Source organism: Pseudomonas syringae, from assembly GCF_001698815.1.
In the GTDB taxonomy this organism is placed as follows: Bacteria; Pseudomonadota; Gammaproteobacteria; order Pseudomonadales; family Pseudomonadaceae; genus Aquipseudomonas; species Aquipseudomonas syringae_A.
The window spans coordinates 25,741-41,128 of record NZ_LGSI01000072.1; the positions used below are offsets into that span (position 1 = coordinate 25,741).

Here is a 15,388-nt window from a genome sequence, read left to right on the forward strand (position 1 = left end):
CTCTTGTAATCGAGTGACTATACGTCAGCGGATCGACGCGCGTCAGCAGCGCCGCATCTCAGGACGATAGACCTGTTCAGAGTTGCCGAACAGTTCTCAACTGTATATTTATCAGGCGAAGTTCCTGTGCGAATTGTGCTTGTTTCAATCGGACTTTTCTGACGGACTGCATCGGTAAATTCTTTTACGCTGTATACCTTCGTGGGGGGTGGCCTTTCACAGCGACAGAGCTAAACTCGCATCGTTGGTCTTCTAGTCATTCTGCTGGAATAAAAAAATGAAAAATAATAATAGCCTCATGCGCCATGTGCCTTGGCTGATCGTTGCAATTATCGGGGCCTGTGCCCTTGGGGTCGTGGCCTTGCGCCGCGGAGAAGCAATCAACGCGTTATGGATCGTGGTGGCAGCGGTTGCCATCTATCTGGTTGCGTATCGCTATTACAGTCTGTTTATCGCTACGCACGTGATGCAACTCGATCCGCTGCGGGCAACTCCTGCAGTGGTCAACAATGACGGTCTGGACTATGTGCCGACCAACAAACACATTCTTTTCGGTCACCACTTTGCTGCCATCGCTGGCGCAGGTCCGCTGGTCGGACCGGTTCTGGCGGCGCAAATGGGCTATCTGCCCGGCACGCTGTGGCTGATTGCTGGCGTGGTGCTGGCCGGTGCGGTGCAGGATTTCATGATCCTGTTCCTCTCCACACGCCGTAACGGTCGCTCGCTGGGCGACATGGTTCGCGAGGAAATGGGCCGCATTCCCGGCACCATTGCCTTGTTCGGCTGCTTCCTGATCATGATCATCATCCTTGCGGTGCTGGCGCTGATCGTCGTGAAAGCCCTGGCCGAAAGTCCATGGGGCATGTTCACGGTGCTGGCGACCATCCCGACGGCGATGTTCATGGGCATTTACATGCGCTACATCCGTCCGGGTCGTATCGGGGAAATCTCGGTCATCGGCGTGGTGTTGCTGCTGCTGTCGATCTGGGCCGGTGGGCAGATTGCCGCGAGTCCCGAGTGGGCACCGATGTTCACCTTCACCGGTGTGCAGATCACCTGGATGCTGGTGGGCTACGGTTTCGTAGCGGCCATGCTGCCGGTCTGGCTGCTGCTGGCGCCGCGTGACTACCTTTCAACTTTCCTGAAAATCGGCACCATCGTTGCCCTGGCAATCGGCATTCTGATCCTCGCGCCAGAGCTGAAAATGCCTGCGCTGACCCAGTTCACCGACGGTACCGGTCCGGTCTGGAAAGGGGCGCTGTTCCCGTTCCTGTTCATCACCATCGCCTGTGGCGCGGTTTCGGGTTTCCACGCACTGATCTCGTCGGGCACCACGCCGAAACTGCTGGATAACGAAACCAACGCCCGTTACATCGGTTACGGCGGCATGTTGATGGAGTCCTTCGTGGCCATCATGGCAATGGTTGCCGCTTCGGTGATCGAGCCGGGTGTGTACTTCGCCATGAACAGCCCGGCGGCCATCGTCGGCGCTGACGTCGTGACCGTTGCGCAGACCGTGACCAGCTGGGGCTTTGCCATCACGCCTGATCAACTGACCGCAGTGGCCAAGGACATCGGCGAGAACACCGTGCTGGCTCGTGCTGGCGGTGCGCCGACTCTGGCGGTCGGTATCGCGCAGATCCTGCACCAGGCGTTGCCGGGCACCAGCACCATGGCTTTCTGGTACCACTTCGCGATCCTGTTTGAGGCGCTGTTTATCCTGACGGCGGTTGATGCCGGTACGCGAGCCGGGCGTTTCATGCTGCAAGACTTGCTCGGCAGCTTCGTGCCAGCCCTGAAACGCACCGAGTCCTGGACCGCCAACGCCATCGGCACCGGTGGTTGCGTCGCGCTGTGGGGCTACTTGCTGTATCAAGGCGTGATCGATCCGCTGGGTGGGATCAACACTCTGTGGCCGCTGTTCGGTATCTCCAACCAGATGCTGGCCGGGATCGCGCTGATGCTGGCGACGGTCGTCCTGATCAAAATGCAGCGTCAACGTTATGTCTGGGTGACCATGTTGCCAGCCACCTGGCTGCTGATCTGCACCGTGACGGCGGGCTTCATCAAACTGTTCGACGCCAACCCGGCGGTCGGCTTCCTGGCCCTGGCCAAGAAATACAGCACTGCCGCTGACGCCGGTCAGATCCTGGCTCCGGCCAAGACCATGGACCAGATGCAGCATGTGATCTTCAACGCTTACACCAACGCAACGCTGACCATCTTGTTCCTGTTCGTGGTGTTCAGCATTCTGTTCTACGCGTTGAAAATCGGCATTGCGGCTTGGGGCAAGAAGGAGCGTACCGACAAGGAAGCTCCATTCCACGCCCTGACCACGCCGACCCAAGTGTGAAGAGCCAGCTGAAAAGAGGATCTGCTTATGTTCAATGACCTGAGTCGTCTCGGGAAATACCTCGGTCAGGCCGCACGCCTGATGGTGGGCATGCCCGACTACGACACCTACGTCGCGCATATGCAGGTCAAACACCCCGACAAGCCGGTGATGGATTACGAGGCGTTCTTCCGGGAGCGCCAGGAAGCCCGATACGGCGGCAAGGGTGGGCCCAAATGCTGCTGATCGGCTGATCAACCGCAGGCTAGCTTGACCAACGCGCCACGCTTGTCGTGGCGCGTTTTTTTATTTTTACAGGAGCACCCATGACCATCGCACAACCCATTCCCGTCACCGTCCTCAGCGGTTTTCTCGGTGCGGGCAAGACCACGTTGCTGCGCCATCTGCTCAAGGCCGAGCACGGCCTGAAAATCGCCGTGATCGAGAACGAATTCAGTGATGCTGGCATCGATACCCAATTGTTGGGTGCGGAGCCGGTGCAAGTCATGACTCTGTCCAACGGCTGCGTGTGCTGCACCATTCACACCGACCTGACCAAAGCGTTGTTCCTGCTGCTGGAGCGCCTGGACAGCGGTGAAATCGCCTTTGATCGGCTGGTGATCGAGTGCACCGGGCTGGCTGATCCAGCTCCGGTGGCGCAAACCTTCTTCATTGATGAAGAACTGCGCGAGCGCTACATCCTCGACGGGATCATCACCTTGGTCGACGCGGCGAACGCCGATACCCATCTGGCGCAAACCATCGCTCAGGCGCAGATCGGCTTTGCCGATCGTTTGCTGGTCAGCAAACGCGATCTGGTGGATGACGCGGCATTCGAGGCCCTCAGCGCGCGGCTGACGCGCATCAACCGACGCGCGCCGATTCGCATCGTCGAGCACGGCAAGATCGATCTGGCTGAACTGCTGGACGTACGTGGCTTCAACCTCAACGCCGACCTGGGCGGCGGTATGAGTTTGCGGCCGGTGGCGCCCGCCGGTCATTCCGTCGACCGGATCAGCAGCCTGGTGCTGCGCAGCGACCAACCGCTGGATCTCGACAAGCTCAGCGAGTTCATGAACGAGCTGCTGGAAGAGCACGGCTCGCAACTGTTGCGCTACAAAGGCGTGCTGAGCATCGTCGACGAACCGCGGCGCATGGTGTTTCAGGGTGTGCTGAAACTCTATGGCTTCGACTGGGATACCGAATGGGCCGAAGACGAAAAGCGCGAAAGCGTGATCGTGTTCATTGCCGATGAGTTGCCGGAGGAGAAGATTCGGGCGGGGTTTGCGAAAATCACCGAGTAACGACCTGTGAGGGCGAATTTATTCGTGAAGAGGTCAGCGCTGGCGAAGGTTCTCCAGCTGACTCAAAGCCGCCTTCCCGGACAAGTCCGGTCCTACCGAGCAACACACAGCCTTGTAGGAGGGGACTTGTCCCCGAAGAGGCCAGAGTAAGCGCAGAAGACTTGCTCGGCAGACCCGACACTTTCCGGAAAAGTCTGATCCTGCCGAGCCATACACAACCCAGCAATCCGGTTTCAGGGCTCAAGGAAACAAAAAGCCCGGCTCTAGAGCCGGGCTTTTTGTTGGTGCCGAAAACGCGCTGATTAAGCGCCGTATACCGGCAGTTTGGCGCAGATAGTTTTTACTTTTTCGCGTACTGCGTCGATCACGGCTTCGTTGTTCAGGTCAGCCAGGATGTCGCAGATCCAGCCAGCCAGTTCCTTGCACTCTGCTTCCTTGAAGCCACGAGTGGTCACCGCCGGGGTGCCGAAACGCAGGCCCGAGGTCACGAACGGAGAACGTGGATCGTTCGGTACGGAGTTCTTGTTCACGGTAATGAACGCGCGACCCAGGGCAGCGTCGGCGTCTTTACCGGAAATGTCCTGTTTGATCAGCGACAGCAGGAACAGGTGGTTTTCAGTACCGCCGGAAACCACGTCAAAGCCGCGTTCAATGAACACGCCCGCCATGGCCTTGGCGTTTTTCACCACTTGTTGCTGGTAAGTCTTGAACTCAGGCTGCAGCGCTTCCTTGAAGCAAACGGCCTTGGCCGCGATAACGTGCTCCAGCGGGCCGCCTTGTGCGCCCGGGAAAACGGCCGAATTCAGCTTTTTCTCGATTTCGGCGTTGGCGCGAGCCAGGATCAGGCCGCCACGTGGACCGCGCAGGGTCTTGTGCGTGGTGGTGGTCACGACGTCAGCGAAAGGCACCGGGTTTGGGTAAACGCCCGCGGCAACCAGACCGGCCACGTGAGCCATGTCGACGAACAGGTACGCGCCGACTTTGTCAGCGATGGCGCGGAAGCGTGGGAAGTCGAGGATCTGCGAGTAGGCAGAGAAACCGGCCACGATCATTTTCGGCTTGTGTTCAACGGCCAGGCGCTCGACTTCGTCGTAATCGATCATGCCGTTGCCGTCGATGCCGTACTGCACAGCGTTGTACAGTTTTCCCGACGAGCTGACGCTGGCGCCATGAGTCAGGTGACCGCCGTGAGCCAGGCTCATGCCCAGAATGGTGTCGCCGCCTTGCAGCAGTGCCAGGTAAACCGCGCTGTTGGCCTGGGAGCCAGCGTGGGGCTGAACGTTGGCGTAATCGGCGCCGAACAGCTCTTTGGCGCGATCGATGGCCAGTTGCTCAACCACGTCGACGAATTCGCAGCCGCCGTAGTAGCGCTTGCCTGGATAGCCTTCGGCGTACTTGTTGGTCAGGACCGAGCCCTGAGCTTCCATGACCGCTGGACTGGTGTAGTTTTCCGAGGCAATCAGCTCGATGTGCTCTTCCTGGCGCTGAGCTTCTTGCTCCATTGCGGCAAAGAGATCGGAGTCGTACTTGGCGAGAGTCAAATCACGGCTGAACATGGCGGTCCTCAAGGATCGGGGCAGAAAAGGAGGGCATTCTACCCCATCGGCTTTTATCTGGCATATGAAAGGGAGTCATGTCGTGGACAAGCGGTTTTCACGCAGCGCGGCTTACACCCGTTGGAGCGAGGCTTGCCCGCGAATGCGTCAATTTGGGTGATGAAAATATCGACTGAAACATTGATTCGCGGGCAAGCCTCGCTCCAACAGATCAGTCGAGCATGAACAACGCATCATTGCTGAATTGCGCTTCGAAGCGGCCTGGCGGCATTGGGCGGCCGAACAGGTAGCCCTGGACTTCATCACAGCCATGCTCGCGCAAGAACTCCAGCTGCTCGTGAGTCTCGACGCCTTCGGCGATGACCGCCAGATTCAGGCTGTGGGCCATGGCAATGATCGCCCGTGCAATCTGGGCGTCCTGTTCACCTGAGGGCAGGCCGTCGACGAAGGTGCGGTCGATTTTCAGCACGTCGATGGGGAATTGCTTGAGGTAGTTCAGCGATGAGTAACCAGTGCCGAAGTCATCGACAGCGATGCTCAGACCCAGGCATTTGAGGCCGTCAAGAATCTGCATGGCTTCGCTGACTTCACGCATCAGGATACTTTCAGTCAGTTCCAGCTCCAGACAAGCGGGTGGCAGTCCGGATTCCTTGAGGATATTGGCGATCCGCGTGCCAAGCTGACCGTCGGAGAATTGCCGGGCGGAGATGTTCACCGAAACTTTGGGCACGCGGACTTTGGCCACATGCCACGCCTTGAGCTGGCGACAGGCTTCGGCCAATACCCAATCCCCGACTTCCACCACCAGCCCGAGTTCTTCCAGCACGGGGATGAATTCGTTGGGCGATACCAGTCCACGGCGGGGATGGCGCCAGCGCAACAGGGCTTCGGCGCCGGTCAGGCGTTTGCCGTCACCGCTGAACTGCGGTTGATAGTAGAGGGTGAATTCTTTCTGTTCCAGAGCGTGGCGCAGGTCGCTTTCCAGTTCCAGGCGTTCCAGCGCCGAGGCGTTCATGTCGGCCTGATAGAACTGGAAGTTGTTTTTGCCGCGCTCTTTGGCGTGATACATCGCCGTGTCGGCGTTTTTCATCAACTGGCTGAGCTCATTGCCATCCTGTGGGCTGAGCGCGATGCCGATACTGGCGGTGACGAAGAACTCGCGGCCTTCGAGCACAAACGGCGTGACCAGACTGGTCAGGATTTTTTCGGCGACGTTGATTGCGCGGTTCAAGGCCAGTTGGCGAGTGGCACCGGGTTGCAACAGCAAGGTGAATTCGTCGCCACCCATGCGCGCCACAGTGTCGTCATCGGCAACGCAGGCCAGCAGGCGCGTGGCCATTTCCTGGAGCATCCGGTCGCCAGCGGCATGGCCGAGGGAGTCGTTGATCGGTTTGAAACGGTCAAGATCGAGGAACATCAGCACGACCCATGACTGCTGCCGTTCGGCCTGTTGCAAGGCCGAATGCAGGCGATCCTGAAACAGCGTGCGGTTGGGCAGGTGAGTCAGTGCGTCGTAGTAAGCCAGGCGATGGATGCGTTGCTCGCTGGCCTTGCGCTCGCTGATGTCGCTGAAGAAGCACACGTAACTGGCCAGATCGCCTTCATCGTCGAGCACCGCATTGATGCCAACCCATGCCGGGTAATGCTCGCCGCTGCGGCGCTTGAGCCACACTTCGCCTTCCCAGCTGCGCCGCTGATGCAATTGCTTGACGATGTAGCGCAGGTGCGCTTCCTGGTGTTCGTCAACGGTCAGCATGGTCGGCAACTGATCCAGCACTTGCGCCACTTTGTAGCCGCTGACTCGACTGAACGCTTCGTTGGCCTGGACGATATAGCCTGCCGGGTCGGTAATAATGATGGCGGATGTGGAATGTTCAAACACCGTGGCCGCCATGCGCAGGTCTTTTTCCGCCCGACGCTGCTGACTGACATCGCGTCCGACGCCGAGGATGCCTTCGAAAACACCGTGCTCGTCCCAGACCAACACCAGACGTAGCTCGATGGGGATCTTTCGGCCATCGGCTCGCAGGGAATCGAACAGAAACAGCTGGGTGGGGACTTCCAGGCGCAGCTTCTGCAATTCGTCGGGCTGGTCCAGCGCCTTGCTCACGCGCGCCAGCAGCGCGTACATGTCCGCCAGTTGCGCAGGGTTGGCGAATGTCGTGTCCCAGCCGTTTTCGAGAATCCACTCGGCGCTGTAGCCCAGGACAGTGTTAACCGATGGGCTTACGTAATTGGGGTTCAGCTGGCTGTCGGTGGAGAAAATCACATCGCTGATGCTTTCGGCGAGCATCCGATAGCGTTGTTCGCTGTCACGCAAGGATTCGCTCGCTTCCAGCTGTTCAGTCACGTCCTTGGCGACGCCGATGATGCGGGTGACCTGATCGTCCTTGTCTCTGGCCAGCGCTTGTTCGCGAATGTCAAAGCGCCGCCACTTGTTGTTGCAGTCACGAAAACGCAGCAGGCAATGCAGCAACTCGCTATGGCCTCGATGACGCTGACGCAGGCGCATATCCTGATAACTCTGCGCGTCATCGGGGTGCAGCAGGATTTCCCAGAAAAACTCGCCCATCCTCAGCAGCTCAGTCCTGCTGTAACCCAGCGTGTGCCCCAGGTGATGGTTGCTGTAGATCATTCGCTGGCTGAGCACGTCCTGAACATAGAGATGATCCGGAACGGTGCGCACCACGTCGGACCAGAAACTCTCGCGTTCCTGCAATGACAACTCGACCTGCTTGCGCCGGGTAATGTCGCCGATGCTGAGAATCACTGCATGGAAGTCGTCAATATGTTCCGGCAGGCGCAGAACCAGCCATAGATGCTGGTCTTCGCCGTCATCCTGAGTCAGGCGGATTTCCAGTTCGAGCTGGTTTTGCCTGGACAACACCGCGTGCAGCACCTGTTCGCCAATGCCCTGACGCGTGCGCGGACAGCCTTCGATCAAGTACTCCCAGGCCTGCTGGCTGGATTCAACCTTGAGCAGGCTCAGCGCGACCTGATTGACCTCGGTGATGCGCAATTGCCGCAACAGCGCCTTCAATTGGCCAGGCTGAGCCCGCAGCAAACCTTCCAGATCGTCGCGGGTGTTGAGTTTCAAGGCATTCAGATGGTCCGGCAGGCCGGACATGTCCAGCACGCAGATGGCAACACCGGCGCCTTCGAAAATCTCCTGATAACGGCGGCGACTTTCGTGCAACTGGCGCTGGCGGCGACGCAGGCTGACCAATGCCAGCAGCGGCAGAATTGAACACAAAAGGCCGATCAGGCACTTACCGATCAACGGCGGCAGCAGTTGCTCGCGTGCCTTTTGCGCGTCAAACAGGCCACGCAATTGCCAATCGCTATTGGTCAACGGCTGGAGCAACACCGTTTCGTTATCCCCCAGGCTGCTGCGGCTCGGCTCGTTATCTGGCGGGGTATCACGAAACAACATGCGTTCGGTGGTGCTGTTTTCCAGGCGCCACAGCGGCTGGAAATCCTGAGCGGTCTGTCGAGCCAGCGCTTTCAAGGCATCCGGGGCCATCCGCAGCGCCCAGTATTCCCGAGCGTCGCCGGGCTTGCGCACCAACAGATAGATGACTGAGCCATCGGGCGCGTTGTCGTAGTAATAAGGTCGGCCCGCTGCCAGTTGCATGGCCTTTTTCAGAACATCGGCGTCCTGAGGGTTGTCGACGCTATCGGCGATTACATTGCCGGTGGCGTCGAGCAAGGCAATATTGCGCAACGAAGGCAGGGACTGACGCAGAGCTGCTAGCTCGGTCAGTCCGGTCGAGTCTTGTGGTAGTTGCGTGCTGTCGGCCAGCAGATTGAGGCCGACCTGGGCGCTCAGGGCCATGTTCAGGCTCAGGCGGTCAGCCAATTGCACGCTGTAATCGAGACTGCGTTGCCGCTGGCGCTCCTGAGTCTGCTGGAACTGCTCGATCAATTGCCACAACAACAACGCCAGCATCAGCAGCACCAAAGCCGCCAGCGCACCTTTCAATGAGCCGCGCAAAGGCGTGACGGTCGCGCCTTCTGCCATACGCGTTGAATATGGGTGAATTGGTGTGGACAAGCTCTGATCCTGACTACTACTGGACTGAACAGACAGCGTGAAAACTCCTGCAATTACGTTTTCACACGATCGGTGGGGCAACTAATGCGAAATGCACTATAAGCCGGACGCCCAAAGGGCGGCTAGCATGCCTTTAGTTGTGGCAAAGTGCCAGCCCCGTTAGGCTGGATGGTTTGCCCTGCCGAGCGCATTCGGGTAGCTTTGCCCGACGCGCGGCCCTGATTTCTGCATGAGTGATTCCACTACTTGCATTTAATGATCCCGATCCCAACCCTATCGTTCATCGCCTAGTCGCTGTGCTTGATTCAAGGCTCGGAAACGTCAAACGGCAAGTGCCGTCGATAAAAAAAGCTTTTTTCAGGACGGGGCTCTAAGCTCGCGCTCTATTCAGCCCTATTTAATAGCCACATACACCAGGTTTTTATTCCATGGCCCAATACGTCTTTACCATGCATCGGCTGAGCAAAGTTGTGCCGCCGAAGCGGGAAATTCTCAAAAATATCTCCCTCTCGTTCTTTCCGGGCGCCAAGATCGGCGTTCTGGGCCTGAACGGGTCGGGTAAATCGACTCTGTTGAAAATCATGGCCGGTGTCGACACCGAGTTCGATGGCGAAGCACGGCCGATGCCCGAGCTGAACATCGGCTACCTGCCGCAGGAACCACAGCTGGACCCGACCAAGACTGTCCGTGAGGTGGTCGAGGAAGCCGTGGCGGTGATCAAGAACGCCCAGGCGCGTCTGGATCAGGTCTACGCCGAATACGCCGAGCCGGATGCCGATTTCGACAAGCTGGCCGCCGAACAGGCCAAGCTCGAAGCCATCCTGCAGGCCAGCGACGGTCACAACCTTGAGCGGCAGCTGGAAGTGGCGGCCGATGCGTTGCGTCTGCCTGCGTGGGACGCGAAAGTCGCGGTTCTTTCCGGTGGTGAAAAACGTCGCGTGGCCTTGTGCCGCCTGCTGCTGTCCGCGCCGGACATGCTGCTGCTCGACGAACCCACCAACCACCTGGACGCCGATTCTGTCGCCTGGCTTGAGCATTTCCTGCACGATTTCCCAGGCACCGTGGTTGCGATCACGCACGACCGGTACTTCCTGGATAACGTCGCCGGCTGGATTCTGGAACTCGACCGCGGTGCGGGCATTCCTTACGAGGGCAACTATTCGGGCTGGCTTGAAGCCAAGTCCGACCGTCTAGCCCAGGAATCCAAGCAGCAATCGGCCCATGAAAAGGCCATGAAAGAAGAGCTGGAATGGGTTCGGCAGGGCGCCAAGGCGCGTCAGTCCAAATCCAAGGCTCGTCTGCAGCGCTTTGAAGAAATGCAGTCGCAGGAATTCCAGAAACGCAGCGAGACCAACGAGATCTACATCCCGGCCGGTCCGCGTCTGGGCGACAAAGTCATCGAGTTCAAAAACGTCAGCAAGGGTTACGGCGATCGTGTGTTGATCGACAACCTGTCGTTTGCCATGCCTAAAGGCGCGATTGTCGGTGTGATCGGCGGTAACGGTGCTGGTAAGTCGACCCTGTTCCGCATGCTCATGGGCAAGGAGCAGCCGGATTCGGGCAGCATCGAAATCGGTGAAACCGTGCAGCTGGCCTGCGTGGATCAAAGCCGTGACGATCTGGACGGCAGCAAGACGGTATTTCAGCAGATTTCCGACGGCTCTGATCAGATCCGCATCGGCAACTACGAAATCCCGTCGCGCACTTATGTCGGTCGTTTCAACTTCAAGGGCGGCGATCAGCAGAAGTTCGTCAAGGATCTGTCCGGTGGTGAGCGCGGCCGCTTGCACCTGGCATTGACCTTGAAAGAGGGCGGCAACGTCCTGCTGCTCGACGAACCGTCAAACGACCTCGACGTGGAAACCCTGCGTTCGCTGGAAGAAGCCCTGCTGGACTTCCCTGGCGCCGCCATTGTGATCTCTCACGATCGGTGGTTCCTGGACCGTGTGGCAACGCACATCCTGGCCTACGAAGACGACTCGCAAGCGGTATTCTTCGAAGGTAACTACACCGAGTACGAAGCCGACCGCAAAAAGCGCCTCGGCGACGCGGCCGCCCAGCCACACCGGGTACGACACAAGAAACTGGCCTGATACTCAGGTTTCACAGAATCAGGTGTTACAAGAACGGAGCCTTCGGGCTCCGTTTTTGTTGGGTGGAATATTCCCCGCGCGGCAAACGCCTGTCCCCGTTGGAGCGAGGCTTGCCCGCGAAGAACGATGACGCGGTGGATCTGGGCCACCGAGGCGCCTGATTCGCGGGCAAGCCTCGCTCCAACGAGCATTTCAATTCAATGGTTGTGCGGTGTTTAATAGGAGCAACTTGTTGGCGAGGCGGTGTATCAGGCTGACCGCTTCGCGAACAAGTTCGCTTCTACGAAGGCATCGGCGAAACATCCTCCTCAATCAACACCACCTCAATCAACTGATCCCCGGCCGGGCGTTTCCACAGCACTTCATCGCCCAGTTGCGCACCCAGCAGCGCGCGGCCCAGCGGGGAACCCCAGTTGATCAAGCCAGCAGCGGCGTCGGCCTGATCCTCGCCGACCAGTTGCACGCGCTGCTCGGCGCCTTGTTCGTCGGCGAACGTCACCCAGCTGCCGATCTGCACCTTTTCCGTTGAAATCGCAGGCGTGACGACCTGTGCGCTGAGCAAACGCTGATTGAAGTAGCGCAGATCCCGTTCAAGATCGGCCAGGCGCTGTTTGTCCGAGTTGTCGCCCAGCGCGGATTGCGCGCTGTGTTGCGCTTGAAGTTCAGCGACCCGGTTCTGCAGTTGCAGTAAGCCGTGAGCGGTGACGTAGTTGGGTTGCTGGCTGACGAGGCGCTCGACCGGCTGGCTGGCGTCCGCAGCGGCATTATCTTCATTGACGAAGGCGCGGCTCATGGGTTTCTCCTGTTCATGAGATTTGGGCCACGCCTGCGGCTGATTAGTTTCGTTGAATCGCTATCCGGCCAGCTCAGTGCGACCGGTAAGCCTTGCCCGCGCCTTGGGTTTTTTGTTGCTCCCAGGCTCGATCACGGTCGTTCCAGATGTGATCGGTGTCCAGCCGGTCGCGGCTTTCCAGCATGCTCTGGCACTGACGAAAACCGTCGCTCCAGCCTTGAGCGTAAGTCACATCCTTGAGGTAACGCGGCACATCCTTCTTGTATTGCCCGCCGATTGATCCAGCTGCCTGCCGACCACTACCGCAGCCATCCTGAAACCCGTCGGCGAACGCCGGAGGATAACCTTCGGCCAATAACTGCTCATGAGTCGATTGACAACCAGCGACCAGCACTACTAACCACAACACAGCCCAACGCACGTTCATCACGGATTCCTCGACTTGTGGATAAAGTCTAAAAGCCGCTCTGTGAGTTATTCGTTAAAGACGTGTAGGAAATTAGTGATTTGCTGGCAGCCTCGTAGGCGCGCTCGTAGGAGCGGCTCGTAGGAGCGGCTTTAGCCGCGAGAGTGTCAGTCGCGAGAGTGTGCTCCCGGCTAAAGCCGGTCCTACGGCCGGTCCAATAGCCGGTCCAATAGCCGTTCCAACAGCCAATTAAGCAGCCGATAACTCAATAGTGATACCACTTCACCTCTAGCATCACTTCATTCTGCGGCGAAGTCAGCTGGCTGAATTCGCGCTGGGCGCTCAGGCGCAGGCCGAGGTTGCGCGACAGTTCCCATTGTTGGTTAAGGCTGATGCTGCGGCGTACTTCGCCGTTGGTGAAGTAATCGCCCTTGGTTTCCAGGCTCAGGTTGCCCAACGGATTGCGCCACAGCACGCCGGTATTGAACCCGGCCGCCGGCGAGACGAACTCGGCGAAGTCGTTGTTGTGCTCGACCCGCACCGTGCCCAACGCAAAGCCCAGCACGTCTTCGCCCAACTGCCAGGTGCCGCCCGCGCCGCCGTTCACATGGCTGACCAGCGTTTCGTCGCCATGCTTGCCCAGCACCCGCTCCAGCCCACCGGCCACTTGCCATGACCAAGGTTGCAGCAGTTCATTGCGCGGCGTCAGCGAGCGAATGGTGGCCAGATCCAGTTGTTGCAGCTGCCACTTGTTGCCTTCGTACTGACGCAGCTTGAGTTGCAGGATTTCAATCTGCGCGCCCAACGGGAAGCCGTAAGCGTTGTCATTGAGATCGTGATAGGCCATGCGCAAGCCGTACTCGGCAAAGGCCTTGTCGTCTCGCGTGCCCGCGCCAATCTGCCAGGTGCGCGATTGATGACCGTCTTCCGGCAAACCGGGCCGGGCGATGTCCAGCGCGGGTGGCGGATTCTGATTGATGGCGCGCAGCAGCTCGAAGCTGCGCTGCGAACGCTCACTGTCTCGTTCCAGGCCGTTGGCGCGGTAGCGTTCCAGGCGATACGCCGCGTCTTGAATCAACGCTCGGCGCTCTTTGGGCTGGGCAAGATAATCGGCATTTTGCAGTTGTTTCTGATCGGCGCTGACATTCAGCACCCACTGCTGCTCGTCGCTATTCAGCGGCTTGGCGCGCTCCAGCAGCTCGCGTTCCCGTGACGGGCGATAATCGATTTTCTCTACCAGGCCGGCTGCTTTCACAGCCTTTACGGTATCGGTCGGGATAGCGGTCAGCGGGAATTGTTCAGTCAGCTGCAAGCCGGGGCGAGCGACCTGAAGCAATTCCAGCAGGCGGTACGAACAGTTTTCGTCGAAGAAGAAGTAACCGAAGCGAATCTGTTTCAGTTCCCAGACATGCTCGACCATGCGCCCGGTTTCTTCCGGCGTCAGGTTCAAGCGGTATTCCCAGAGGTCACGGTTTTCCAGGCTGCGGTATTCCGAGAGCTTCTCTTGATACGGCACCAGCGCGAACAAGCCCGGATAACCACCCATCAAGCCTTTCCAGGCGTACAGAATGCTGTTGTCCATGCCTTCAATGTAGGCGCCGAAGTTGATGGCGTAGCTGAGCAGGGCGGTGTGATTGGTCTGCACGTCAGCCTGATCGATGCGCAGCAAGGTGTGGCCGAACATCGACGACGGGCTGTTCAGATACGCGGCGGGGAAGATCAACACTGCGCTGTCCGGGGCGACATCCTTGAACCACTGCTTGAATTCCTTGCAGTCAACCGCAGGCAGATCGGTCAGCTTCAGTTGATCGCGCAACCAGCGGGTGCGAGCTGGATAGACGCATTGCGCATGTTTTTCACCCGCACTGGCCTGCGCGTAGATCGCGTCCAGCGTGGCGCTCAGCTCAGCCTTCGGGTCATGGGCACCGTTGGCGGCGAGAAAGAATTTGGGATCATCGACATAGCTGCGCCAGCCGCCGAGCTTGGCGGTTTCGTAGTGGCCCAGGGAAATCCAGAACGGCTCATTGGCCAGTTGCTGCAAACGGGCATCGCTCGCATGGGGAGCGGCGCACAGCGGGGCGCAGACAAACAGCGCCAAATACACAAGGCGTTTGAGCATAGAGAGCAACTAGTCAGGGGATCGGACGTGGAAGCGCAACAAATCCCGCCCCTCCGGACAGAGGGGCAGGCGCAACGAGCTTAAGCCTGGGTAGCGTATTTCGCCAGGGTTGGATCGTTTTTCAGAACGTTGATGGTGTTGTTGTGGACGTCGTCAGCAGTAGCGTCGGCTTTGCTGAAGATCTGATTGAAGTGCTCGTGGGTGACTGCGGCGAAATGCGCACGGTCTTCCGGTGCAACGCCCAATACCACCGCGTAAGTGGTCAGCGCTTCGCCTTGACCCATGGCCATGTCTTTGGAGAGTTCATCCATCATGCCGTTCATGGCAATCCAGGATTTGCCGCCGTAGGTCAGCGCGCTGTTGGTGGAGCAACCGTTGGTGCCCGAGGTCATGCCGAAAGTGGCGTTACCGGAGGTGCCGTTGGTGGTCGATGCGAGAAAGTGAGCGGGCGTGCCGCGCTGACCTTCAAACAGCATGTTGCCCCAGCCACAATCCGGGCCGCCTGGAGCCTGGGCCATTGCGTTGTTGATGGAAACAGCTGCGAAGAGAGTACCAAGAAGAATCCGTTTCATAGCTTTGTTCTCTTTTATATTCAACCAAGGGTCAGGGTTCATGGCCATTGCAAGCGCCAAGGCGGCCAGAGGTATGTTTATTCTGGTACGCGGAACTTGGAGTTTAGGCAGGTTCCAAGGGTTCCGCTGTTTATTACAAATTGTTGTTTGGAGAAAACC

The 15,388-nt window shown here is 58.7% G+C and carries 9 protein-coding genes and 1 pseudogene; 4 read left to right on the forward strand and 6 right to left on the reverse strand.

Features of this window, described 5'->3' with window-relative positions:
• Positions 1-277: 277 nt before the first annotated feature.
• The 3 genes from AFK24_RS26975 to yjiA all read left to right on the forward strand — a co-directional run bounded on the left by AFK24_RS26975 (position 278) and on the right by yjiA (position 3,636).
• Positions 278-2,353, forward strand: a complete 2,076-nt coding sequence (locus AFK24_RS26975) for a carbon starvation CstA family protein (RefSeq protein WP_065836154.1) — start codon at positions 278-280, stop codon at positions 2,351-2,353.
• Positions 2,354-2,380: 27 nt separating this feature from the next.
• The gene (locus AFK24_RS26980) at positions 2,381-2,578 is read left to right on the forward strand and encodes a YbdD/YjiX family protein (protein ID WP_065836155.1); all 198 of its coding nucleotides are present in this window, start codon (positions 2,381-2,383) and stop codon (positions 2,576-2,578) included.
• A gap of 80 nt (positions 2,579-2,658) precedes the next feature.
• The gene (gene yjiA, locus AFK24_RS26985; protein WP_065836156.1) at positions 2,659-3,636 is read left to right on the forward strand and encodes a GTPase; all 978 of its coding nucleotides are present in this window, start codon (positions 2,659-2,661) and stop codon (positions 3,634-3,636) included.
• Between the two features lie 302 nt (positions 3,637-3,938).
• Here the strand turns inward: yjiA and glyA are convergent, their stop codons facing one another.
• A complete protein-coding gene (gene glyA, locus AFK24_RS26990; protein WP_065836157.1) occupies positions 3,939-5,192 on the reverse strand; it encodes a serine hydroxymethyltransferase in 1,254 nt (417 codons plus the stop codon).
• A gap of 211 nt (positions 5,193-5,403) precedes the next feature.
• Positions 5,404-8,559 (reverse strand): annotated as a pseudogene (locus AFK24_RS26995) (sensor domain-containing protein); the annotation flags it as partial.
• Positions 8,560-9,674: 1,115 nt separating this feature from the next.
• Here AFK24_RS26995 and ettA point away from each other — a divergent pair.
• Positions 9,675-11,339: an energy-dependent translational throttle protein EttA gene (ettA, locus tag AFK24_RS27000; RefSeq protein WP_065836158.1), complete on the forward strand. Its 1,665-nt coding sequence runs from the start codon at positions 9,675-9,677 to the stop codon at positions 11,337-11,339.
• Between the two features lie 280 nt (positions 11,340-11,619).
• Here ettA and AFK24_RS27005 read toward each other — a convergent pair whose 3' ends face one another.
• The 4 genes from AFK24_RS27005 to AFK24_RS27020 form a co-directional block, all read right to left on the reverse strand.
• Complete coding sequence (locus AFK24_RS27005) at positions 11,620-12,132, reverse strand: GreA/GreB family elongation factor (RefSeq protein ID WP_065836159.1); 513 nt, start codon at positions 12,130-12,132, stop codon at positions 11,620-11,622.
• A 73-nt stretch (positions 12,133-12,205) separates the two neighbouring features.
• The gene (locus AFK24_RS27010; RefSeq protein WP_065836160.1) at positions 12,206-12,559 is read right to left on the reverse strand and encodes a hypothetical protein; all 354 of its coding nucleotides are present in this window, start codon (positions 12,557-12,559) and stop codon (positions 12,206-12,208) included.
• A gap of 244 nt (positions 12,560-12,803) precedes the next feature.
• Positions 12,804-14,657 carry a DUF4105 domain-containing protein gene (locus AFK24_RS27015; protein ID WP_065836161.1) on the reverse strand — a complete coding sequence of 618 codons (1,854 nt, stop codon included), beginning with the start codon at positions 14,655-14,657 and terminating at the stop codon, positions 12,804-12,806.
• A gap of 80 nt (positions 14,658-14,737) precedes the next feature.
• Positions 14,738-15,229 carry a DUF3015 domain-containing protein gene (locus AFK24_RS27020; RefSeq protein ID WP_065836162.1) on the reverse strand — a complete coding sequence of 164 codons (492 nt, stop codon included), beginning with the start codon at positions 15,227-15,229 and terminating at the stop codon, positions 14,738-14,740.
• Positions 15,230-15,388: the final 159 nt, after the last annotated feature.